This window comes from Roseibium sp. (assembly GCF_965233565.1).
Taxonomy (GTDB): Bacteria; Pseudomonadota; Alphaproteobacteria; order Rhizobiales; family Stappiaceae; genus Roseibium.
This window is the reverse complement of the sequence record NZ_OZ247494.1, coordinates 5067433-5090459: the sequence shown is the minus strand read 5'-3', so window position 1 is coordinate 5090459 and position 23027 is coordinate 5067433. Positions and strand designations below refer to the sequence as shown.

General features: G+C 61.1%; 18 protein-coding genes and 1 tRNA gene. 3 read left to right on the top strand and 16 right to left on the bottom strand.

Translation table 11 applies throughout. The annotated features are described in order from the left end of the window. Positions 1 to 5: 5 nt before the first annotated feature. The 3 genes from hisD to ACO6TG_RS23200 all read right to left on the bottom strand — a co-directional run bounded on the left by hisD (position 6) and on the right by ACO6TG_RS23200 (position 2230). The gene (hisD, locus tag ACO6TG_RS23210) at positions 6 to 1301 is read right to left on the bottom strand and encodes a histidinol dehydrogenase (RefSeq protein WP_422375362.1); all 1296 of its coding nucleotides are present in this window, start codon (positions 1299 to 1301) and stop codon (positions 6 to 8) included. 54 nt (positions 1302 to 1355) lie between these two features. Then, the gene (locus ACO6TG_RS23205; protein ID WP_422375361.1) at positions 1356 to 1793 is read right to left on the bottom strand and encodes a DUF2948 family protein; all 438 of its coding nucleotides are present in this window, start codon (positions 1791 to 1793) and stop codon (positions 1356 to 1358) included. A gap of 140 nt (positions 1794 to 1933) precedes the next feature. After that, the gene (locus ACO6TG_RS23200) at positions 1934 to 2230 is read right to left on the bottom strand and encodes a hypothetical protein (RefSeq protein ID WP_422375360.1); all 297 of its coding nucleotides are present in this window, start codon (positions 2228 to 2230) and stop codon (positions 1934 to 1936) included. A gap of 47 nt (positions 2231 to 2277) precedes the next feature. Here ACO6TG_RS23200 and ACO6TG_RS23195 point away from each other — a divergent pair, with 47 nt between their 5' ends. Then, positions 2278 to 2754 (top strand): DUF3124 domain-containing protein, encoded by a 477-nt coding sequence (locus ACO6TG_RS23195; RefSeq protein WP_422375359.1) that lies wholly within the window; start codon positions 2278 to 2280, stop codon positions 2752 to 2754. A gap of 390 nt (positions 2755 to 3144) precedes the next feature. Here ACO6TG_RS23195 and murA read toward each other — a convergent pair whose 3' ends face one another. Then, a complete protein-coding gene (gene murA, locus ACO6TG_RS23190) occupies positions 3145 to 4434 on the bottom strand; it encodes a UDP-N-acetylglucosamine 1-carboxyvinyltransferase (protein WP_094075051.1) in 1290 nt (429 codons plus the stop codon). Between the two features lie 166 nt (positions 4435 to 4600). Then, positions 4601 to 4795 carry a hypothetical protein gene (locus tag ACO6TG_RS23185; protein WP_422375358.1) on the bottom strand — a complete coding sequence of 65 codons (195 nt, stop codon included), beginning with the start codon at positions 4793 to 4795 and terminating at the stop codon, positions 4601 to 4603. Between the two features lie 428 nt (positions 4796 to 5223). On the opposite strand from ACO6TG_RS23185, the gene ACO6TG_RS23180 reads away from it, so the two are divergent. Further along, positions 5224 to 5298 (top strand) — tRNA-Thr (locus tag ACO6TG_RS23180). Between the two features lie 355 nt (positions 5299 to 5653). On the opposite strand, the gene ACO6TG_RS23175 is transcribed toward ACO6TG_RS23180, so the two are convergent. Further along, positions 5654 to 6145: a dienelactone hydrolase family protein gene (locus tag ACO6TG_RS23175; protein ID WP_422378940.1), complete on the bottom strand. Its 492-nt coding sequence runs from the start codon at positions 6143 to 6145 to the stop codon at positions 5654 to 5656. 845 nt (positions 6146 to 6990) lie between these two features. Here ACO6TG_RS23175 and ACO6TG_RS23170 point away from each other — a divergent pair. After that, positions 6991 to 9225, top strand: coding sequence for a DNA/RNA non-specific endonuclease (locus ACO6TG_RS23170; protein ID WP_422375357.1), 2235 nt, complete (start codon positions 6991 to 6993; stop codon positions 9223 to 9225). Here the strand turns inward: ACO6TG_RS23170 and ACO6TG_RS23165 are convergent. The 10 genes from ACO6TG_RS23165 to ACO6TG_RS23120 all read right to left on the bottom strand — a co-directional run bounded on the left by ACO6TG_RS23165 (position 9211) and on the right by ACO6TG_RS23120 (position 22996). Continuing rightward, on the bottom strand, positions 9211 to 10392 hold the full coding sequence (locus tag ACO6TG_RS23165; protein ID WP_422375356.1) for an SAM-dependent methyltransferase: 1182 nt from the start codon (positions 10390 to 10392) through the stop codon (positions 9211 to 9213). The two genes, ACO6TG_RS23170 and ACO6TG_RS23165, sit on opposite strands and share 15 nt — an antisense overlap. Then, positions 10367 to 13054: a molybdopterin-dependent oxidoreductase gene (locus ACO6TG_RS23160; RefSeq protein ID WP_422375355.1), complete on the bottom strand. Its 2688-nt coding sequence runs from the start codon at positions 13052 to 13054 to the stop codon at positions 10367 to 10369. The genes ACO6TG_RS23165 and ACO6TG_RS23160 overlap by 26 nt, the downstream gene beginning before the upstream one ends. Before the next feature lie 52 nt (positions 13055 to 13106). Continuing rightward, entirely contained in the window at positions 13107 to 13454 is a 348-nt protein-coding gene (gene nirD, locus ACO6TG_RS23155; RefSeq protein ID WP_422375354.1) for a nitrite reductase small subunit NirD, read from the bottom strand. Beyond that, positions 13451 to 15904 carry a nitrite reductase large subunit NirB gene (gene nirB / locus ACO6TG_RS23150; RefSeq protein ID WP_422375353.1) on the bottom strand — a complete coding sequence of 818 codons (2454 nt, stop codon included), beginning with the start codon at positions 15902 to 15904 and terminating at the stop codon, positions 13451 to 13453. The genes nirD and nirB overlap by 4 nt, the downstream gene beginning before the upstream one ends. Positions 15905 to 15921: 17 nt before the next feature. Next, positions 15922 to 17682 (bottom strand): ABC transporter ATP-binding protein, encoded by a 1761-nt coding sequence (locus tag ACO6TG_RS23145; protein ID WP_422375352.1) that lies wholly within the window; start codon positions 17680 to 17682, stop codon positions 15922 to 15924. A gap of 10 nt (positions 17683 to 17692) precedes the next feature. Then, entirely contained in the window at positions 17693 to 18775 is a 1083-nt protein-coding gene (locus tag ACO6TG_RS23140; protein WP_422375351.1) for an ABC transporter permease, read from the bottom strand. Between the two features lie 83 nt (positions 18776 to 18858). After that, positions 18859 to 20241 carry a CmpA/NrtA family ABC transporter substrate-binding protein gene (locus tag ACO6TG_RS23135; protein WP_208989038.1) on the bottom strand — a complete coding sequence of 461 codons (1383 nt, stop codon included), beginning with the start codon at positions 20239 to 20241 and terminating at the stop codon, positions 18859 to 18861. Between the two features lie 386 nt (positions 20242 to 20627). Beyond that, positions 20628 to 21737 carry a CmpA/NrtA family ABC transporter substrate-binding protein gene (locus ACO6TG_RS23130; protein ID WP_422375350.1) on the bottom strand — a complete coding sequence of 370 codons (1110 nt, stop codon included), beginning with the start codon at positions 21735 to 21737 and terminating at the stop codon, positions 20628 to 20630. 59 nt (positions 21738 to 21796) lie between these two features. Next, positions 21797 to 22384 (bottom strand): ANTAR domain-containing response regulator, encoded by a 588-nt coding sequence (locus ACO6TG_RS23125; RefSeq protein WP_094074395.1) that lies wholly within the window; start codon positions 22382 to 22384, stop codon positions 21797 to 21799. Between the two features lie 171 nt (positions 22385 to 22555). Further along, positions 22556 to 22996, bottom strand: a complete 441-nt coding sequence (locus tag ACO6TG_RS23120) for a DoxX family protein (RefSeq protein ID WP_422375349.1) — start codon at positions 22994 to 22996, stop codon at positions 22556 to 22558. Positions 22997 to 23027 lie beyond the last annotated feature (31 nt).

The window sequence follows — 23027 nt, the reverse complement described above, 5'->3', positions numbered from 1 at the left end:
CCTGCCTACAAGTTCAGCCTGATGGAAACAGAGCGGGCATGCGCCGACAACCCCTCCGATTCTCCAAGTGCGATGGCCGCGGGGCCAAGCTGTCGCAGATTGTCAGGATTGCATTTCAAAATCGAGGTGCGTTTTACGAATTCCATCACGGACAGGCCGGACGAGAACCGGGCCGAGCGCGCCGTCGGCAGCACGTGGTTGGACCCACCGACATAATCGCCAATCGCCTCCGGCGTATAGTGCCCCAGGAAAACCGCCCCGGCATTGCGGACCTTTTTCAGGAGCGCTTCGGGATCGGCAACAGCCAGTTCCAGGTGCTCCGGTGCGATCCGGTTGGCGAGCGGCATGGCCCCTTCCAGGTCATCCACCTGGATGATGGCACCGAAATCCTGCCAGCTGGCGCGCGCGACCTCTTCGCGCGGCAAGGTCTTCAGCTGCGCCTCGACCGCCTTTTCCACCTCGTCTGCCAGCTCGGCACTGTCGGTGATCAGGATCGATTGGGCGGCGGTGTCATGTTCGGCCTGGGCCAGAAGATCGGCCGCCAGCCAGTCCGGGTTGTTTTCACCATCGGCCAGGATCAGCACCTCGGAGGGGCCGGCGATCATGTCGATGCCAACCGTGCCGAACACCCGGCGCTTGGCGGCTGCGACAAAGGCGTTGCCCGGCCCGACGATCTTGGCGACCGGTGCGATCGTTTCCGTGCCATAGGCCAATGCGGCAACCGCCTGGGCGCCGCCGATGCGATAGATCTCCGAAACGCCGGACACTCTTGCAGCCGCCAGAACCAGCGGGTTGAGCACACCGTCTGGGCTCGGCACGACCATGACGATACGTTCCACGCCGGCAACCTGCGCCGGAACCACATTCATCAGAACCGAACTTGGATAGCTGGCCAGGCCGCCCGGCACATAGACACCGACGGCCTCGACAGCCGTCCAGAGCGAACCAAGCTCAACGCCGATCGCATCGGTATACCTGTCGTCCTTCGGCATCTGGCGCGCGTGATGCGACTTGATGCGGTCATGGGCGAGCTGAAGCGCGTCAAGCGTCTCGGCCGGCACCTGGCTCAGGGCAGCCTCGATCTCGGCTTCGGATACCTTGAGTTCCGCCATGGAGCCGGCCTCAAGCCGATCGAACCTGGCGGTATAATCCAGAACCGCGCGATCGCCTTCCGAACGCACGCGGTCCAGAATGTCCCGAACGATCTGGTCGACGTCTTCGGAGACTTCCCGCTTGCCGGCCAGAAGCGCCTTGAACTGGTCCTCAAACCCGGTATCGCTGCTATTCAGGCGTAGAACCACGCGTCACTCCATTTGCTCAGGTGCCCGGCACCGGTCAATTTCCAGTTTAGTTATTCAGCCGAGATCGTGCTGTGGCAGGTTCGGTGTCGACCAGGCAGCGCCCAGATCCGACAGCTGGGCCTCGATGCATTCCACGTCGAGTTCCAGGCTGGCCCCGCCGGCAAAGGCCAGCAGGATCTTGCCGGACGGTTCTTCACCGGCTTCAAATGTCACGGCCAGCAGCTCCAGCACGGCGCCCTTGGCCCGCTGGTTGATGTTCTGCGCTTTCATCGCCGTGACCTGCGCAAAGGCAAGTGCAGACCGGCGGCGCTCATGTTCCTTCGACCGCTTGTCGGCTTCCTTGTCCCAGACAAAGCGGTTCAGCACGAACACCGCCTTCTGCTCCTTGGGCAGGTAGCGGATGTCGGCGACCGTCAAGACGGCGTCCTGAAGGTGGGCGGAGAGAACCTGAAGATCCTCCTGATCAAGGGCGGCGAGTTTCAGCTGGTCCATTTGGTCTTGTTCTGATCCGGTCAATCGTTCTGTGGCAGGAGGCATATAGGCGATTTTCGCCCCGGCCCCAAGTGAGATGACCTAATGGGGAATTGATGCTTTGGCAATGTGCAATCCTGTCAGACCCGGCATGCTGCCTGCTATGGCCCCTCATCGACCCGTTGGCGCAGGTCCTTCTTGACCTCGTCGAGTGTCGCGATGCGCATGAAGACGCGCCGCCCCAGCCAGAGGCCGAAGACCACCAGAAACAGACCCAGCGTCGGACCATAGGGCGCCGGCACGAAGACAACCGCCACCATGCCGACCATCGCGAAGGAGACCTGGATCAGGAACCGGATTGTCTGTGCACCCATGATCGTCCGCTCCTGAATTGTGGGATCCCCGATGACACGACCGGCGACGGCGCCGCTGATCTTGCAATCCACCGTGTCATCCAAGAAACTGCCCCAATGATCAAGATAAAGCCAGCATTGGCGAGAGCGACATGAAGAAACTGCTATCCGGCCTTTTTCTCGTTGCCGGCCTTTTCGCCCCTGCTACGGCCCCGGCGCAGGACTTTACGGAAAAGGTCCTGGGCGAGACGATCTATGTGCCCGCCTATTCGCGCGTCTTTTCCCATCCCAACCGGTCGGACCTTCTGGCGGCCACGCTGGCGGTTCACAATGTCGATCCGGACACGGAAATCACGCTGACCCGCGTGGATTATCACGGCGAGGATGGCAAGTTGCTGCGCGCGCTCCTGGAGGCCCCCGTCACCCTTGCGCCGCTGCAATCGAGCACCGCACTCATTCCGATCAACGATACAAGTGGCGGGGTTGGCGCCAATTTCCTCTTGGAATGGACGTCCGAAACGCCCGCCCTCAGCCCGATCGCGGAAGCGATCATGACCAGCGGCAGCGGCGGCCCCGGACCGTCTTTTGCCTCACGCGGACGGGTGATCGAACGGCGGGTGGCGGAGTAGGCACCGCACTTCCGGGCTCGGCGATTTTGTACCCGGCACTCTCTGTCGTCCCGGCCGCAGCGCGGCAGAGAGCCGGAACCCAGCCTCCCGGGTAGGATGACTTCGCGTAAAACGGCAGACGATGAAGGTTCCTGCCCCACGTGTTCGCGGAGACGACAATAGACATCCAGTTCGCCAGCCGGGCATAACCGTCCGGGCAATAAGCTTTTGCCCCATCCTCAGTCTTCGTCATTGCCGGACTTGATCCGGCAATCCATGCCGCGACCGAAACCAAAAGCACTGACAGTGCCAGATCTGCGACGAAACGGCATGGATGCCATGGTCAAGCCATGGCATGACGAATGAAAAACTCGGGAAGGACGTTTAGCGGCCGGTGTGCCCCGGCCACTCTTAGCCGGAAATGCGCTCGATCTGCGCGCCGCAGCGGGTAAGCTTGTCTTCCAGGCGTTCAAAACCGCGGTCGAGGTGGTAAACGCGGCTGACCGTGGTCTCACCTTCCGCCGCCAGGCCGGCAATCACCAGCGAGACGGACGCGCGCAGGTCGGTGGCCATCACCGGTGCGCCACGCAAGGTCGAGACACCGTCGATGGTTGCCGTGCGGCCGTCAATATGGATCTGGGCGCCCAGGCGCGCCAGCTCCTGCACATGCATGAACCGGTTTTCGAAGATCGTCTCGGTGATCCGGCTGGTGCCGCCCGCCTTGGTCATCAGCGCCATGAACTGCGCCTGAAGATCTGTCGGGAAACCCGGGAACGGTTCGGTGGTGACATCCACCGGCTGGATGCCATTGCCGTTCCGGTAGACCTTGATCCCGTCCGGTGTCTGGGTGATGTCTGCTCCGGTCTGGCGCAGGGTATCCAATGCGGCATCCAGAAGATCGGTGCGGGCGCCCTGAAGCAGCACGTCGCCACCGGTCATGGCAACGGCCATGGCATAGGTGCCGGTCTCGATCCGGTCCGCCACCACGGCGTGATGGGCGCCATGGAGGCGCGGCACGCCCTGGATACGAATGGTTTCGGTGCCTTCACCTTCAATGCGCGCGCCCATGGCCTTCAGGCACTTGGCCAGATCGACGACTTCCGGCTCGCGGGCCGCGTTGACGATTTCCGTCTCGCCCGCCGCCAGCGTTGCCGCCATCATGATGGTGTGGGTCGCGCCGACGGAGACCTTCGGAAACTCGACGCGACCGCCTTTCAGGCCACCCGGCGCCCGAACGACCACATAGCCGCCGTCGATCTCGATCTCCGCGCCAAGCGCGGTCAGGCCGTCAATGAAGAAATCGACCGGACGCGTGCCGATGGCGCAGCCGCCGGGCAGCGACACGCGCGCCTCGTGGCAACGGGCCACCAGCGGGCCGATGACCCAGAAACTGGCACGCATCTTGGAAACAAGTTCATAGGGCGCGGTCGTGTCTACAATCTCGCGTGCGGTCAGATTGAGCGTCTGACCGGCCAGTTCATCCTGGCCGCTGCGCTTGCCATTGACCGAATAGTCGACGCCGTGATTGGACAGGATCTGCATCAGCTGGGCAACGTCGCGCAGGCGCGGCACATTCGACAGTGTCAGCGTTTCATCCGTGAGGAGCGAAGCAATCATTAGCGGCAGCGCCGCGTTTTTTGCGCCCGAAATCGGGATGGTTCCGTTCAGCTCCGTACCGCCAACAACCTTGATACTGTCCATGTTTTTCCCCGAACCGGCCCGCGCGCCCCGCGCGGTCATCCCTAGAAAGTGCTCAACCAGAGCCAGCGGTCTACACGCAACTTATGGCCCATGCAAGGCAGCGGCGCGCCCGCTTTCGGGCAATTTCACGGCCGCCCAGCGGGCAATCGGCGCCCACCCACACGCATCATCCGTCCTTGCGCGCCTTTGCAGCGGATTTGCGACGGCGCAGGTTGGCCCTCAGCGCTTCTGCCAGCCGCTCGTCCTTCGATTTGGCCGCCGCCTTGTCCGCCTTCAGGTTCACAGGCGTCCCCTCAGCCTCTTCACCTTCGGCAACAGCCTGGTCTTTCAACTCTTTTTCGCTCATGGCGCCCTTGTCCATCTTGCCGGTTTCCTCTTCTTACCAACCGGGCACAGGCTTGCAAAGCCCGCGCCGAGGCCCGGAAACGGCCCGCTCCGGTCAATAAAGGAGAGGTCTGAGCGCGCAGCCCTCTCCGTCTTTCAAGGCAGGAGACAGATTTCTCGCGCAGACGGCCCGCCCTTGGCCCCTTGATTAATATCCACAGGGGTCTCTCCAGCCGGTATCACCGGCTTTTGGCTACTTTCCTGCAATCCCTGCAGCCGCTTTCTCCGGCATTCGCCAAGTCTTGAAAAAAAAGCAAAACTCCGCTTGCGTCCCCAGGGCTCTTATGGCAAAAGCCCCCTCATTCCGGTCGGCACCGCTGATCGGGGCCAGCTTCCGTGTCCCAAACGCCCGGCGTTTTCAACGCTCCGGCCCGGACCTGGAAAGCGTCCACCAGCGACGCATAGGCTGCCGTAGCTCAGGGGTAGAGCACTCCCTTGGTAAGGGAGAGGTCGAGAGTTCAAATCTCTCCGGCAGCACCATTCAAAATGATATTCCAGTCAGCGACTTAATCCATCTCGTAGCCGGCAAAGCTGAAAGTCTTGCGCAAATTCATGCGTAGAATAAGCCGATTTGCTTTGGGTTTCGGGCAAGTTCCCGGCGAAATTGCTCGTAGAGCGAGATCTTTTGCAGTGAGACACTTGTCGAAAACAAGCTGTTTGCGGCGCGTTCGAAGATCAATCGGGCAGCTGTTTCGGAGCAGCCAAGTGGACCGCCTATAGAATTACGTACAGATTTTGCCGTGGTCATCGAGCTCTTATTGCAGCCCCTGCCACCCGGTCATTGGCATCGTGCAAGAACAGCCGGTCCACAAAAAGACACCAAATGCCGTTGCTTTCAGTGCCGCTCAAAAAACCACCATGCTTTTTCGTTGATGCTTGGGCCGACGTAGTAATACCAATGCGTGTGGTTCTTCACCACCATCAGAAGCGTGTCATGCCCGGCGTCTTTCAGGGCTTCACTTGTCGCCTTCGCCGCTTCGACACTGAACAAGTGGTCCTTGTCACCCAGAAAGTGACAGATCGGCCGCCTCGGGGTTCGGCCCCCGTTTCCGCTGTCGATTTTTGACGCCGACGGGAAGCCGGCATGCGTGGCAACTGCGCGGAAAGGGAGCGTGCCGTCCTGTGCGAGCAAGGTCGCCCTGACACCGCCGGAAGAGTGCCCGAACAGATAAAGCCGCTCACGGTCGAGACCGTATTGCGTGGCAGCGTCGTCAATCAGATTTTCAAAGAATGAGGCCGGATCGAACCAGCCGGACCAGCCTTTGCGCGAGGAACTGTCCGGCGCAATCAAAACAAGACCGTATTGATCGGCAACACGTGCCCACATGTCGATCATCGAGGCACCCGTGCGCTGGCTGCCGTGCAGAAGAAACACCGCGGGCTTCGGTTCTGACATATCGGCCTTCCTGCCGACATAGACATGATACCGCCGCGCTCCCATCCAGTGCTTTATGGATCTGGTTTCATACTTGCCCTGAGACTCCTCGTATCTCGGCACCTGCCGGGTCTCCGCACCCGGCACTTGTATTTGGGTGACATTGAAGCTGGCAGGCACACGCGTAAACGGTTGCGACTGGGCCTCATGAGCCGAGGGGATCTGAAAAGTCAGCCATACGCCATAAAGCAGGACGATCAGAATTGTAGAGAGAACAGCTATGCGAACCATTCTGAATCCAGACTATCAAAATTGCATGTAAAAATTGCTTTTCAGAAAAATGCATCGTCAGGTGTATATAAAGTGTGAACCAGCACACAGAAAATCTCACCCGCTCCAGATGTCACGAAGGCGCGTGATCGGCACGTCCTGTCCCCTTCCCAGGCGGCGCCTTTGAGGTGCCGAAGCGACCGGCATAGCCCTCAACACCTTGCCCATCGCCTCACCGTTGCGAACACCAGATGCCCGCGTCTCAACTCTTGCGCGCCTCAGCTGACACCTGCGAATGATCGAAGGCTCCTTGCAGGGCACAGCGGCAACTTGCCGCCTTTGCCCGTTTCGCAGCCTGGCTGGGTGTGACCGACCACAGGCGGTGCTCCAGGGCCTAAGCCTGCCGGACTTCACGCTTCGGTTTTCGCGCGGCGCAACGCCCTGCGCAGTTGTAGCGCCACGCGCACGGGGCTAAGGTTGCGCTACGGCAGGTCTGCAAGTCCTGGTCCGGCAAGCAGGAGAGGCACATGGTCGATTTCGAGGCACTGGACGAGCGGCTTGAACAGGCCGCCTTGCGCCGGATCAGCGCAACAGAAAGCGAACGGAACAATACGCTTGCTTCGCTCGATGGCGACCCTCTGAAAAGCGAACCGAACACCAGCCGGCGGCGCGCTGCTTCCTTGCGCCGGGAAGCCAGCATCAGCAACCGGCCGTCAGGCGCCGAAGCGCGGCAGGGGCCGCGGAGCAATTTTGTGCCCGTGGCCTTTCTGGAAGCGGGCGCCATGGCCGCGCGATCGGTTGCCCGTGTGTCGCTCTTCGGCGGCTCCAGAACCGGAACAGGGTTCCTGATCTCCCCGGATCTCTTCATCACCAATTTCCATGTGCTGCCAAGTCCGGACCACGCCAATGCCGCTGAAATCGAGTTCGAGCTGGAAGTTGATCCGAGCGGGCGGACGCGGCCGCAAACCGTCTACCGCCTGGATGCCGACCGGGTGTTCATCGCCAGCGACGTCGACCTTCTCGACTATGTCATCGTCGCCGTCGGCGAGCGTGTGTCCGGCCCGCGCCAGCTGCAGGATTTCGGCTACAACGCGCTGTCGGCCTCAGCCAACAAACATGCGATCGGCGAATTCGCCAATATTATCCAGCATCCGGACGGGCGGCCCAAGGAGGTCGTGCTGCAGGACAACCTCATTGCCGCCCGTTACGAAACCGCCCTGCATTATCTCGCCGACACCGAACCCGGCTCCTCCGGCTCGCCGGTGTTCAACAATCTGTGGCAGGTGATCGCCCTTCACCACTGGGGCGCGGTCAAGGACCCGGGGGCACATCCGACAAGTTTTGCCCCGGATTCCGTCAATGAAGGCATCCGGATCAGCCGGATCGTCAAGGACATCACCGAGCAGCAGGACGGTTTGGCGGCACCGGGACGCGAGCTCGTCATCAACGCGCTCGACAGGGGCAATTCCGCCCGCCCCTATGAGACAACACGTTCCCGTCGCGACCCAGAGCCGGTCACCGCCCCCCATCAGCGTGTGAATGCGGACGGCACGGTCACCTGGCAGATCCCGGTGGAAATCACGGTCGGCATCGGCGGCGCCGGCCATGCCCCGGCCTCTGCGGCGCACATCACTCCGACCGAGCACCAGTCCAGGGTTTCCACCGGCACCGGTCCCGGCACTGGCAGGCCTTTTGGCCCGGAAGCGCGCGACATGAGCAGGCTGGCCGCGTCGGAGGGCTACGACCAAAATTTCCTGCCCGGTGTGGCTATTCCTCTGCCCGAAATCCGGGACGGTGTCGCCGTGGACCTCTTCCCACAGTTTCAGCGCCGCTGCCGGCCGAGCCACGAGCTTGCCTATACGCATTTTTCGGTTGTCATGCACAAGGCGCGCAAGATGGCCATGCTGACGGCCTGCAACATCGACGGCAATTCCGTGTTCGGCCTGACCCGCGACAAGGGAGAAAGATATCTATACGCCGACAAGCCCCAGGCGATCAGCGCCAGGCTTGCGGAAGCCGCCGAGGCCTCCAGCTGGTTCTATGACGACAGGATTGGGCGGGAATTTCAGACCGGCGCTCCTTTTTACGACCGGCGGGACAACAACCGACTGGCTCCAGGCGAAGACCAGAGTTTTGCCGCAAGGATCGATTTCTCGCGCGGGCATATCGTGCGCAGGCTCGACCCGGTCTGGGGTACGCTGGAACAGGGACTAGCCGCTGACGCCGACAGCCACGCCTGGCCCAATGTTGCGCCGCAGACGTCCAAGTTCAACGCGCATAATCGCGATTCCTCCGACTGGTCTCCGGGTGAGGAAAAACGCCTTTGGGCCGCCCTGGAAAACACCATCCTGCGCGCCGCCCATGACGACAAGAAGCGGATCAGCGTGTTCGGTGGTCCCATCTTCTCCAACGACGATCCTGTTTATGCCGGCCTGCCGGACAACGAGTACCGCCGCCAGGTGCCGCTGGAATTCTGGAAAGTTGCCTGCTGGCTTGGCGAGGACGGCGATTTGCGCAGCCTGGCGATGCGCGTCAGCCAACGCGATACGTTGCTGCGCGCTGGAGCAGAAGCCCTGGATGACACTGCGTCTCTGCTGGCGCTCAAGGATTTTCTGACAACCGTCGCCAAACTGGAAGAAGACATCGACATGCGCTTCCCGGACGTTGTCAGACAGGCAGATATCCGGCGCGGCCGGCAAGGCGAGGAACTCGCAACGCTGTCGCTGGAGGATACGTTGGACAGGGTGTCACCGACGCGCTGATTCCTCCCGTACGGGTCGTTTGATGGGCTGCGCAGACAATTGGTGTAAAAACGCAGCTGTCGTCTCAGGTTTACCGGTCGCAAATGATGAAAATGATGCGATCTCGGCCAGGCCTCTCTCAACACCCGGAATTTGAGAGACCGACAGGCCGCGCGCAAGCAACACGCGCAATTCCCGGTTTGCTGACGGGCTGCCGGACTTGAGCAGCACAACGTGCTTGCCGTCCTCGACCAGCGCGCTCATGTCCTCAATGATTTTGTTGTCTTGTCCGCGCGGCACGCCAGGCTGCTGTCCGATGACCACCCTCTTCGCCTCCCGGCGAGCGAGTTCCAGGACGTCGTCCTCGACATTCTCATCGTAATAGATCACGTCGGCCGATTGCAGGGCCCGGACGGCTTTCAGTGTCAGAAGTTCCGCGTCTCCGGTGGCTGTGCCCACCACGGAAATAAGCCCTCTCCCCGCTTCGGCCGCGTCCTGAAACAAGGATCCGACATCACATCCCAAGGGGTCTTTTGGTGCCGTCTTTCCCGAAAAGGCCAAATTCGTGAACCGTTCCCAGAACCGGCGACGTTCCGCACCGGCCTTGAGGGACTGCAGCACACGGCCACGCACCACGCCGGCAAACGCGGCCCAGGCCTGAAGCGAGCGCGGCAAGAGCGCCTCGATGCGGCGCCGGATGGCCTGCCCGAGGATCGGAGCGACGCCGTTGGTGGAGATGCCGATCACAACGGGCGAGCGATTGACGATGGAGCCGAACTGGAATTCGCAGAAGCGCGGGGTGTCAATGACATTGACCGGAACGCCAGCTGCGCGGGCCGCACAATAGAAGGCCTGAGCTTCGCCCTCGCTGCCGGCGTCGGCTATCGCCAAAGCCGCCCCTTCGAAACTGGTCGCACTCCACGGCTGACTGTGGTGGATGAAGGTTCCGCCGACACCTCCCTTTTCAAGGAGAGCAGCGAAACCTTCGTCCAGTTCTTCGGCAAAGATGTGAACGGTCGCGCCGGACGCAGCCAATAGTTCCGCCTTCCAGCCTGCTGCTTCCGTGCCGCCAGCCAGAACAACCTTGCGGCCGTCCAGGCGGAAGAACAGAGGCAGACTTGCGAGCGCTTCAACACGCGGCGGTCTGCGACGCGTGCGTTTTTCAACCGGCTTGTGCGATCTTGGCATCGTCGGCGATGTCCTTGCTACTGGCATCGAGGAGGGACTGGATCTCGGAGCGGCAGGAACCGCAATTGGTGCCGGCCTTCAGGCAGGTTCCAACGGCCTGGACCGTTGCAGCCCCTCCGCCAATGGCCGCCTGGATTTCGTTGACGCCAACCTGGAAACAGGAGCAGACGATTGCGCCCTTGTCCGGGCTGTCGACCGGCGGACCGCCGGCCAGAACCTTGAACCGGTTTTCCGTCGCAATCTGTTCGGTCAGCAGCCCACACGCCCATGGCCGCGACACGGCAACCGGTTCCGGTCCGAAAAAGAAGGCGCCCTTGAAGGTTGCGTCTTTCCAGCCCGCGATACGCAGCAACCCTTTGCCCGGGTCTTCGAACCTCAAGAGGTCGACATCGGATGTCAGGTACCGAGCTGCGAAGGCAACCAGGTCGCGGTCCTCCGCGCCGGCCATTTCAACCCGCCAGCCGCCCAGTGTCGGCGCAATGGCCCAATAGTCGCACTCGAGCTGATCCGGCTTTTCCTGAAGCACTGCAAAGCCATGCCAGGCAAATACGCGCTTCTTCAGCGCGACCGGTGTGAATTTGGACCCCGGCTGGCCGGAGACCGGATCGGTTTCCGGTGCAACCACCGTGTCGATCCGGGCCCTTGAGGACACCTGATCAGTCCAGTGAATGGGTACGAAAACGGATCCCGGCTGCGCGCGCTCGGATATTTGGGCCCGCACCAATGCCGATCCGTGCGGGCTAGTCACGTCCACCAGATCCGCGGCTGCAATGCCTGCCCGCCGGGCATCTTTTGGATGCAGTTCCACATAAGGTTCTGCGATATGGGACAGCAACCGGCCGGTCTTGCCCGTGCGCGTCATGGTGTGCCACTGATCGCGAATGCGGCCGGTGTTGAGCACGAACGGATAGCGGCGCTCGGTCTTGCGCGAGGGCCCTTGTCTGACAGCAACGAAAGTGGCCTTGCCGTCAGGCGTGAAGAAGCCACCCTTTGCAAAGAAGCGGGTTTCGGCCGCCGGTGCTTCACCTTGCGCCTGCGGCCACTGGATCGGATCCAGCGCGTCGAAGGCCTCGTGAGACAGGTCTTTCAGCCGGCCGATGTCAAAATCACGGCGGCCCTTGTTTTTGTGACCAGACAGTGCGGCATGTTCCCGGAAGATCGCATCCGGCCCCGAATAGGCAAAGGCCTCGGCGAAGCCCATGCGCTGCCCCACCTGCCTAAGCTGCCACCAGTCCGGTCTCGCTTCTCCAGGCAGGTCCAAAAAGCCGCGTTGACGTGAAATCCGGCGCTCGGAGTTGGTGACCGTGCCATCCTTTTCGCCCCAGGCTGCAGACGGCAGCAGCACATCTGCATAGGCAACCGTGTCGGCGGCACGGGTCACGTCGGAGACGACGACGAAAGGGCAGGTTTTCAGCGCCGCTGCAACCGCATCCGCATCCGGCAGACTGTCAACCGGGTTGGTGGCCATGATCCAGAGCGCCTTGATCTTGCCCTCGCCGACAGCCCGGAAGAGATCGACCGCCTTGAGCCCTGCCTTGTCCGCGATCTCCGGGCTTCTCCAGAAGGACTGGACCAGGTCGCGGTGATCCGGGTTTTCCAGCGCCATATGGGCAGCGAGCATGTTCGCCAGGCCGCCGACCTCACGCCCGCCCATCGCGTTCGGCTGTCCGGTCGCGGAAAACGGCCCCATGCCTGGACGGCCGATGCGGCCGGTGGCCAGGTGGGTGTTGATGATCGCATTGACCTTGTCGGTGCCCACCACTGACTGATTGACGCCCTGGCTGTAGACTGTGACGGTCTTTTCGGTGCGAGCCACCATTGTGTAAAAGGTCGCCAGATCCGCTGGCGACAGACCGGTTTCTTCCGCGATCCGGTTGATTTCGCAAGGTCCGGCAGCCTCCAGCGCCCGCCGGAATCCATTGGTATGCGCCGCGATGTAACCGTGGTCGAGCGTGTCGGATTCCGCCAGAAATGCCAGAAGGCCATTAAAGAGCGCAACATCCGTATCCGGCTCGAGCGCTAGGTGCAGATCCGCCAGCGCGCAGGTTGCCGTCTCACGCGGATCGATCACCACAACACGCATATTGGGGTTGGCCGCCTTGGCTGCCTCGACCCGCTGGAACAGCACCGGGTGGCACCAGGCAAGATTCGAGCCTACCAGCACCAGAAGGTCGCAGCGCTCCAGATCCTCATAGGTACCCGGCACGGTGTCGCTGCCGAAAGCACGCCGGTGACCGGCAACGGATGAGGCCATGCAGAGCCGGGAGTTGGTATCGATATTGGCCGAGCCGATGAACCCCTTCATCAGCTTGTTGGCGACGTAATAGTCCTCTGTCAGGATCTGGCCGGAGACGTAGAGAGCGACGCTGTCCGGGCCGTGCTCACGGATCGCGTCCGTGAATTTTTCAGCTACCAGGTCGAGCGCCTTGTCCCAGCTGGTTGCCCTACCGCCGACTTCGGGATGTAAGAGCCTGTCATCAAGCGACAGGGTTTCTCCAAGAGCCGATCCCTTGGAACAGAGCCGGCCGAAATTGGCCGGGTGATCCGGGTCACCGGCAATGGACACAGATCCATCCTGTTTGACTGTCGCCAGCACACCGCACCCGACCCCGCAATAGGGGCAGGTTGTCTTGACCGTTCTTTCCGGTTCTTGTGCGGTCATGCGCCGGGACTCCTTGGGCTTTCCTCGATTTTGTGGATGGTTGTGTCTGGTGTCAGCGCGCCATGCGGCGGGCCAGATCGTCGGCGGCCAGCAGCACCTTGCCTTCCTCGACCCGGGCGCTCGTCACGGGAACCGAGCCCTCATCGGCGCCGCGCGCCAGCCCGGTTGCCAGATCAAAGACCCAGTTGTGCAGGGGGCAGGTCACGGACGTGCCGTGCACGATGCCCTGGCTCAGCGGACCGCCCTTATGCGGGCAGCGGTCATCCAGCGCGAAGACATCGTCGTCGACGGTCCGGAAAACGGCGATGCAGCCGGCATCGGTCTTGACCACCCGCGCCCCCTCGCGCGGGATGTCGGCGAGGTCGCCGATGGCGACCCAGTTTCTGGTTTCCGCGTTCATTCGGCAGCCTCCCGGGTCAGAACAGCCATCGGCTTGAATTCGTGCTTGTCCTTGCCGGAGACCCGCTCGGACCATGGATCAACCTGGGCGAATTTCTGGGAAAAGACGAAGCGGTCGAAATAGGCTTTCCTCCGTTCCGCATCGTCCAGGATCTGACTGCGGATCTCGTCATAGCCGATACGCTTGGCCCATTTGTAGATACGCTCCAGGTAATGTCCCTGTTCGCGATACATCTGGGTGAGCGCAACAATGTGCTCGAGCGCCTCGTCCTCCGTTTTGACCAGCCCGAGCACTTCCGTGCCCTTGATGTCGAGACCGGCGGCGCCTGCGAAGTGGATTTCAAAGCCGCTGTCGACACAGATGACACCGATATCCTTGCAGGTGGCTTCGGCGCAGTTGCGCGGACAGCCGGAGACCGCCAGCTTGAGCTTGGCCGGTGTCCACGAGCCCCACATGAATTTCTCGATCCGGATGCCGAGACCGGTGGAATCCTGAGTGCCAAAGCGGCACCAGTCCGAGCCGACACAGGTCTTGACCGTTCTGAGCCCCTTTGCGTAAGCCTGACCGGAGACGAACCCGGCCTTGCCGAGATCTTCCCAGACCGCGGGCAGGTCCTCCTTTTTGACGCCGAGCATGTCGATGCGCTGGCCACCGGTGCATTTCACCGCCGGAATATCGAACTTGTCGACCACATCGGCAATTGCCCGCAACTCTTTCGATGACGTCATGCCACCCCACATGCGCGGGACAACCGAATAGGTGCCGTCTTTCTGGATGTTGGCGTGAACACGTTCGTTGATGAATCGCGACTGGTAATCGTCGGCATATTCATCCGGCCAGTCGGAGACGAGATAATAGTTCAGCGCCGGGCGGCACTTGGCACAGCCGCCGGAGGATTTCCATTCCAGTTCCTGCATGACGGCAGGAATGGTCTTGAGACCCTTGGGCTTGATCAGGCGCCGCACTTCGCTGTGGCCGAGATCGGTACAGCCGCACATCGGTGTCACGGCCGCCGGATTATAGGCATCGCCCAGTGTCACCTGCATGAGCTGTTCGACAAGCCCGGTACAAGTGCCACAGGAAGCCGACGCCTTGGTGTGCGAACGCACATCATCGAGCGCGGTCAGGCCTTTCTCATTGATCGCGTTGACGATCGTTCCCTTGCATACGCCGTTGCAGCCGCAGATTTCCGCATCATCCGGCAAGGCTGCAACGGCCGCCGTAGGGTCCAGGGGGGCGCCCCCCTGATAGGCCTGGCCGAAGATCAGTGTCTCGCGCATGTCCGAGACATCAGATTGTTTTTTCAAAAGGTCGAAGAACCATGGTCCATCGGAGGTTTCGCCGTAAAGAACCGCTCCGATGATCCTGTTGTCCTTCAGGACCAGCCGCTTGTAGACGCCCGCAGTGGCATCGCGCAGGACGATTTCTTCCCGGTCTTCCCCCTCGGCAAAGTCCCCGGCGGAATAAAGATCGACACCGGTAACCTTCAGCTTGGTCGCGGTCACGGACCCGGTGTATTCGGCGCTTCCCTCCAACAGGTTGTCAGCGATCACTTCCGCCATTTCGTAAAGCGGAGCAACGAGGCCGTAACACTGGCCTCGGTGTTCGACGCATTCACCGAGGGCAAAGATATCCGGGTCGCTGGTGCGCATGTCGTCGCCGACGAGAATGCCGCGATTTGTGTCCAGATCGACGGCCTTGGCGAGATCCGCCGACGGGCGAATTCCAACCGCCATCACGATGATGCTGGCTTCGATCTCCGTGCCGTCATCCAGCCGGATCGCCTTGACCTTGCCGGTGCCATCATCGACGATCTCGTGACTGTTGGCCTTGGTCAGAACTTCGATGCCCCGGCGCTTGAATTCCTCTTCCAGGAGGAAACCGGCAGCGGGGTCGAGCTGACGCTCCATCAGGGTTGGCATCAGGTGCAGGACAGTGACGTCCATGCCCTGCATCTTGAGACCGGCGGCAGCTTCCAGACCCAGAAGGCCACCCCCGATGACAACGGCGCGCCCGCCCAGCTTGGCAGCATCCAGCATCTTGTCGACATCGTCGAGATCGCGATAGGTCAGAACACCCTCGAGATCCTTGCCGGGCAACGGAATGATAAAGGGATTGGAGCCTGTCGCAATGACGAGCTTGTCATAAGGTGCGGTGATGCCCGTTTCCGAGGTGACCGTCTTCCCGGCCCGGTCGATCTCGGCAACACGCGCCGACTTGTGAAGCGTGACGCCGTTATCGGCGTACCAGTCATCCCCATGGGTGATGATGTCTTCATAGGTCTTTTCACCCGAGAGAACCGGCGACAGCATCAGCCGGTTGTAGTTCACACGCGGTTCGGCATTGAAGATGGTGACGTCGTAGGCGTCCTTGTCCTTGTCGAACAGGTATTCCAGCATTCGCCCCGGGGCCATGCCATTGCCAACAATGACGAGTTTCTTTCTTGTCATGATCTCCCTCCCCTGGCCTATTCCGCCGCCTCGACCGCAGCCCGTTGACGGGCCAGGCGTGCTGCACGTTTTTCCTGGATGGATTTCAGCTGGTCTTCGCTTGGATCAGCCCCGCCCTCATAGGCTTCCAGGAAGTCCAGAAGCTCTTCGCGGTAGGCGTAGTAATCCGGGTGAGCGAGCAGCTCCTTGCGCGAGCGTGGTCGCGGCAGATCCACCTCCATAATGTTGCCGATGCGGGCATTCGGCCCGTTCGACATCATCACGACGCGGTCGGCGAGCAGGATCGCCTCGTCGACGTCATGGGTGACGCAGATCGCCGTCACCTGAGTTCGTTTCCAGACGTCCATCAAGACGTCCTGCAGCTCCCACCGGGTCAGGCTGTCCAGCATGCCGAACGGTTCATCGAGCAACAGCAGTTTCGGAGAGAGCGCGAAGGCACGGGCAATACCGACGCGTTGCTTCATGCCGTTCGACAGGTCCACAGCCGCTTTCTGCATGGCATCTGCCAGGCCGACCTTCGACAGGTAATACTCGATGACATCCCGCTTCTCGGCCTTGGAAGCATCCGGATAGACCTTGTCGACCCCAAGGGCGACGTTCTCGTAAGCCGTCAGCCAGGGCATCAGGCTCGGAGCCTGGAACACCACGGCCCGGTCGGGGCCGGCCTGGGTCACGTGTGTGCCGTCCAGGACAATCGCTCCTTCCGTGATCGGGTTCAGACCGGCGACCATCGACAGCACCGTGGACTTGCCGCAACCGGAATGGCCGATCAGCGTGATGAACTCGCCCTTTTTCATCTTCAGCTCGAAGCCGTCGACCACCGTCAGCGGTCCCTTCGGTGTGGGATAGACTTTCTTGAGTTGTGAAAACTCCAGGAAACGGCTGTCGTTGTGGGTTTCCGCCGCACGCTCATACGCAGCCGGAAGCTTGTCACCGCCTTTTATCCGCTGGGTGATCGGCACGATGTTGGGCAGGATGATGTCCCGCTCCAGATCAGCACCGCGTTCCGCACCGACTTCCATCAGGTATTCGGTAATGTCGGCCCGAAGCTTGATGAACGCGTCGTTGTGGTTGAGCTCGCCGCGTTCCCGAGGCCGTTTGAACGGTACCTTGAATTCCGGACCGAGCGTTGCCTTTGCGCCGGGCTTCAAGGGAATGATCCGGTCGGCCAGGAGGATGGCCTCGTCGACATCGTTGGTGATCAGGAGAATGGTCTTCTTTTCCTGCTCGCAGATGGCTGCAAACTCGTCCTGCAGCTTTGCCCGCGTCAGGGCGTCAAGCGCTGACAGCGGCTCATCGAGCAGCAGCAGTTCCGGTTGCATGGCAAGCGCCCGGGCCACCGCCACCCGCTGGCGCATGCCGCCGGAGAGCTCCGCCGGCTTGCGGTCCCGGGCATGACCGAGACCGACCATCTCGATATACTTGTCGCAGATCGCCTTGCGATCCTTGGCGGATTTCTTCTTGAAGACGCTGTCCACTGCGAGCGCCACATTGCCGGTGACCGACAGCCAGGGCATCAGCGAATAGGATTGGAACACGACGCCACGATCCGGGCTCGGGCCGTCGATCTCCTTGCCCTTGAAGATGACGCCGCCGGCGTCCGGCTCGATCAAGCCGGCGAGCAGCGAGATCAAGGTGGTCTTGCCGGTTCCGGAGAAGCCGACGATGGCGATGAACTCGCCCTCGTCCACTTTCAGGTTGATGTCATCCAGGACGTCCGTCCGCGCGGCACCTTCACCGTAGGATTTGGAGACGCCGGAAATTTCCAGAAAGGACATTTGGCTCTCCTTAGCGGTTCGCGCTGAATGTGAAGGCGCGCTGCAGGGCGAACATCAGCCGGTCGAGCATGAAGCCGATGAGGCCGATGGTCAGAACCGCGACCATGATCTTGGCGAGCGACTGCGAGGAACCGTTCTGGAACTCGTCCCAGACGAATTTGCCGAGACCCGGGTTCTGCGCCAGCATTTCAGCCGCGATCAGCACCATCCAGCCCACGCCCAGCGACAGACGCAGGCCGGTGAAGATCAGCGGCAGCGAGGACGGCAGCACAAGCTTGGTGATTGTCTTCCAGGTCGGCAGCTGCAGGACGCGGCCGACATTCATCAGATCCTTGTCGACCGAAGCGACACCAAGTGCAGTGTTGATCAGGGTCGGCCACATGGAGCAGAGCGTCACGGTGACGGCCGAGATCAGCAGCGACTTGGAGAGCCAGTCGTAAGGGTTGGCGTAAGTCGCCGAGACGATCATGGTCACGATCGGCAACCAGGCGAGCGGCGACACCGGTTTGAAGATCTGGATCAGAGGATTGATGGCACCGTTGAAGGACCGGGAGAGACCGGAGGCAATGCCAAGCGGGACGGCAATGATGGTTGCGATCAGGAAGCCCAGGCCGACGGTCTTCAGTGACGTGCCGATCTGATCGATATAGGTCGGCTTGCCGGTATAGGTCCGGTGCTTGATCTTGTCGGTCTTGCCCTCTGCCTCATATTTGGCATTCCGGGCGTCCTGGCGCTCGTAAAAGGCGGCCGCCTTTTCACGCTCGCGGACATGGTCTTCCCAAAGGTTGATGGTCTGGCTCCAGACCTGCGCCGGTCCGGGCACGGCGCCAAGCGACGTCTGCACCTGCGGTGCGAGGGCTCCCCAAAGAACCAGAAAGGCGATGATGCCGAGCAGAGGGATCAGAAGCACGCGCTTCAGTTCACCCAGCTGCTCCTTCGGGCTGTCGCCCGCAGCGATCTTCATCAACGGCACCAGCCAGGAGAAGCCGAGTGCGTCCAGCCAACCGCCGGTCTTGTTGATCCAGGTGAAGAGTTTTTCTTTCCGGGCGGCCCGGGCTAGGTCCGCAGAGCCGGCGGTATCGGCGTTGGCCATGGGAATGGTCCCTTAGTTCTGTCTTGATCTTCTTCGAAAAAGGGAGCGGCGGCGCTGCGAACCGCCGCTCCAAAGGGCTGAGATCAGCCCCCCACGACTTCGTTGCCGTCAACGATCTGCTTGCCTTTCAGGCCGATCGGAAGGCTGTCGATATAGGCGTTCGGCTGTTTGCCGTCATAGGGAATGCCGTCGATGATGTCGGCTGCAGGCGTCGGAGCACGGTAGCCGTCGGAGTCCCACGGGAAATCCTCTTCGGCCACATGACCTTCCTCGACCAGCAGGCGCGCGGCTTTCAGATAGGTTTCCGGCAGATAGACGGACTTGGCGACTTCGTCATACCAGCTGTCCGGCTTGTGCTCCGGGATCTGCCCCCAGCGGCGCATCTGGGTCAGGTACCAGACGGCGTCGGAATAGTAGGGATAAGTCGCAAAATAGCGGTAGAAGACGTTGAAATCCGGAACGTCCCGCTTGTCGCCCTTCTCATATTCGAAGGTTCCGGTCATGGAATTGGCGATCACTTCCGCGTCGGCACCGACATATTCGGAACGCGCCAGGATCTCGACCGCTTCCATACGGTTGGCATTGTCGTTTTCATCCAGCCACTTGGCCGCACGGATCAGGGCCTTCGTGATGGCCAGTGTGGTGTTCGGGTTTTCCTCGGTGAACTCCTTGGTCAGGCCGAAGACCTTTTCAGGGTTGTTCTTCCAGATCTCGTAGTCGGTGATGACCGGAACGCCGATGCCTTTGAACACGGCCTGCTGGTTCCAGGGCTCGCCAACGCAGTAGCCATAGATCGTACCGGCTTCGAGCGTTGCCGGCATTTGCGGCGGCGGGGTCACGGAGAGCAGCGCTTCTCCCTGGATCTGACCGGAAATGTCGGTCTCGGAATAAAAGCCCGGATGAATGTCACCGGAGGCCAGCCAGTAGCGCAGCTCGTAATTGTGTGTCGAGACCGGGAAGACCATGCCCATGTTGAACGGCTTGCCTTCGTCGATGAACTTGTCGACCACGGGCTTCAGGGCAGCTGCCGAGATCGGGTGCTGCGGGCGGCCGTCTTCCATGGTCGGGATGTTCGGTTTCATCATCTCCCAGATCTCGTTGGAAACGGTGATGCCATTGCCGTTGAGATCCATGGAGAACGGCGTCACGATATGCGCCTTGGTGCCGAAGCCGATAGTCGCGGCGAGCGGCTGACCGGCAAGCATGTGAGCGCCGTCCAGTTCGCCTGTGATCACGCGATCAAGCAGCACTTTCCAGTTGGCCTGGGGCTCCAGGGTGACAAAGAGCCCCTCCTCTTCGAAATAGCCGAGCTCATAGGCGACAGCGAGCGGTGCCATGTCGGTCAGTTTGATGAAACCGAAAGTCAGTTCATCCTTTTCCACGTCGAGCATTTCCGCGAAGGCGGATGTTGCCGGAACCATGGCCGTGGCGGCCATCAAGGCACCCAGTGCTGCCCGGCGCGTCATCTGAAAAATCTTTGCCTGTGTCACGTCCGTTCCCTCTTTTTCCACGTCCTTATGCGGACGCTGGCTGAAAACAAAAAAGCCGCCGTCTTGATCTGCGCATAGGAGGAGAGAATGCAGATCAGAACGGCGGCTTTGCCTGGGCGCCCGTCCGTGGGCGCGATATGTGTTAGGCCAGCGTCGGCCTCGTGGTCTACTTAGCATGAAGCGTGCCAGTCTCGCCTCACTGTCATTTTCTTCTATTTTTCAATCACTTGTTAGTTTGACTTTAAAACGAGCCGGATCATGACTGCCTGTTTCGTTGGCCCAGCTTTGAGGCAAGTGATCTTTTTTTGTGCAATGCAGCGCGCGCTTTGCGATGCAACGGGCGGCAGTCTCTTTCCCGGTGCTCACCGCTTCGGCCTGTCAAAGAGCTGCGGTGACCGGTCTTCCGGTGCCGCTTCGATCTGCAGCGCTTCCAGATAGGCTTGCGGCGAAAAAAGTGCGCTCACTTCCGCCTCGTCTTCCGCCGTATGACTGGCCTGGTTCCAGCGCGCCATCTGCCGGTAGAACCAGACGCCTTGCGCAGGTGCAGGCGCCCCTTTCACCCCGCCGGAGAAGACCAGGAAGTCCGGGATCGACCTGGTCACCCCATCTCCGAGCCTGATCTCGCCACTCAGCGCCGGCAGGCACAGCTCTTCAGGGCAGGCCAGATAATCCGGGCCGGCGAGGATCTCTGCGAGCGTGCTTCGATTAGCGGGATCTGCACACCAGTCGGCAGCGCGGGCAAGAGCGCGCATCATGGCCGACAACGTGACCGGGTGAGCTGCCGCCCATTTGCGCGTCACGCCGAGGACCTTCTCGGGACTGTCCGGCCAGATTGCCTGTTTGTAGGTGACTATGCGCCCGGTTCCGGCCAGAACGGCAGCGGTGTTCCAGGGTTCGCCGACGCAATAGCCGTCCAGCTGGCCCGCCGCCAGTGCGTCGGCCATGAGCTGCGGGGCCAGAACGGAAATCTCGACATGCCGGTCCGGGTCGATCCCCGCTGCCGCAAGCCAGTAGCGAAGCTCATAGGCATGGCCTGAAAAGGGGTGAACAACGCCGAACCGTAAGGGTGGGTCAGTTGCCTCAAGTCTGCGGGACACGACGGATGCAAGCGCCTGACCTGTCGACGCCGGACCTCCGTTCTGGTCCGCACCGCGTTCCCGCATTTCACCCCAAAGCGTCGTCGAAACCGTGATCGCGTTGCCGCCGAGGCCGAGCACCATCGGTGCGAGCATCGGAACGGCCAGGCTTGTCAGGTTGAGCGTTGCGGCGATCGGCATGGGTGCCAGCATGTGGGCAACGTCGAAATGTCCAACGGCGATCCGGTCACGAATGTTGGCCCAGGAGGTCTCTCGGATCAGCTTCAGATCGATGCCTTCCTGTTCTGCAAAGCCCTTCTCCCTGGCGACTGCCAGCACAGCGCAGTCGAGGAGCGGAATGAACCCGGCAATGACGGGTGTCAGATGCGTATCCATTATCCTCCGGTCTCCATACTGGCCGCTCCTCCCCGACCGGGTTGTTGGTGTGTCATCGCCTAGTCTCCCAGCAGTCCGCTGGCGATAACCAGGCTTTGGGCCACATCGATGATCTTGCGGCTCTGGTTCATGGCTGTCCGCCGCAGAAGATCGTAAGCCTCCTGCTCGGTCAGCCCCTTGGATTTCATGAGAATGCCCTTGGCACGATCGATGGTCTTGCGGTCGGCCAGCTCGGAACGCGCCTCTTCCAGATCCTTGGTCAGCTTGGAAAAGGCCCGGAAACGGCTGATAGCCATGTCGAGGATCGGCTTGACCCGTTCGCGCTTCAACCCGTCGACGATATAGGCCGAAACCCCCGCATCGACAGCCGCTTCGATCGACTGACTGTCTGCCTTGTCGACAAACATGGCGATCGGTCTTTGCACCGCGCGCGAGACCTGGAACATGTGCTCCAACCGGTCCCGATTGGGATTTTCAAGATCAATGACAATGACGTCCGGGTTGATGTCCGCGATCTGGCGCACCAGGCCGTCCATCTGGTGCACGAGAATAACCTGGTCATGCCCGGCATCGCGCAATCCCTCTTCAATGATGGATGCCCGGATCTTGTTGTCATCAATGACCAGAATCGAAAGCCCGCCGCTCATGCCGCAATTATGCGCAGGGCTATTTTTTATGCAATCATTTTGTTGCGTCGCAACATTTTCTTTGAGGCAGCCGCCCCTGCCCGGGATTTTCTGCGCCAGAAACGCACACGGCTCCCGTCAAGAACGGGAGCCGTGCAGCATCAGGATTTTGTCGAGATTTATCGAGCAGGTTTATTTGCGCAGGGCGTCCAGGCTGAACCGGCCGGCGCCGAAAGCAACGATCTGCAGGAGACCGCCGGCGATTGCAATGTTCTTGAAGAAGTGAATGAACTGGTTCTGATCGCCGAGCTGATTGTGGAAAGCCAGCGCGGCAGCCACCGTGAACAGCGCCATAATGGCTGCCACGTAACGGGTCTTGAAGCCGGCAATCAGCGCAAGGCTGCCGAAGATCTCCACAATCACGGCCGCGATGTAGCCGAGTGTTGCAAAAGGCAAGCCGGCTGCATCGATCCAGGCAATGGTTGCCTCTGCGGAGCCCAGCTTGTTGAGACCGGAAAGCAGGAAAAGCGGCGCGATCAGAAAACGTGCGGCAAGCGGAGCAAGACCTTCAAGGGTTTTGTTCAGCGCAGTGTCGGTGCCTTGTGCACCAGCAGTCACATCGAGATTAGCCATTGGATTTTGTCCTCATCTGTCAGGCGATCCC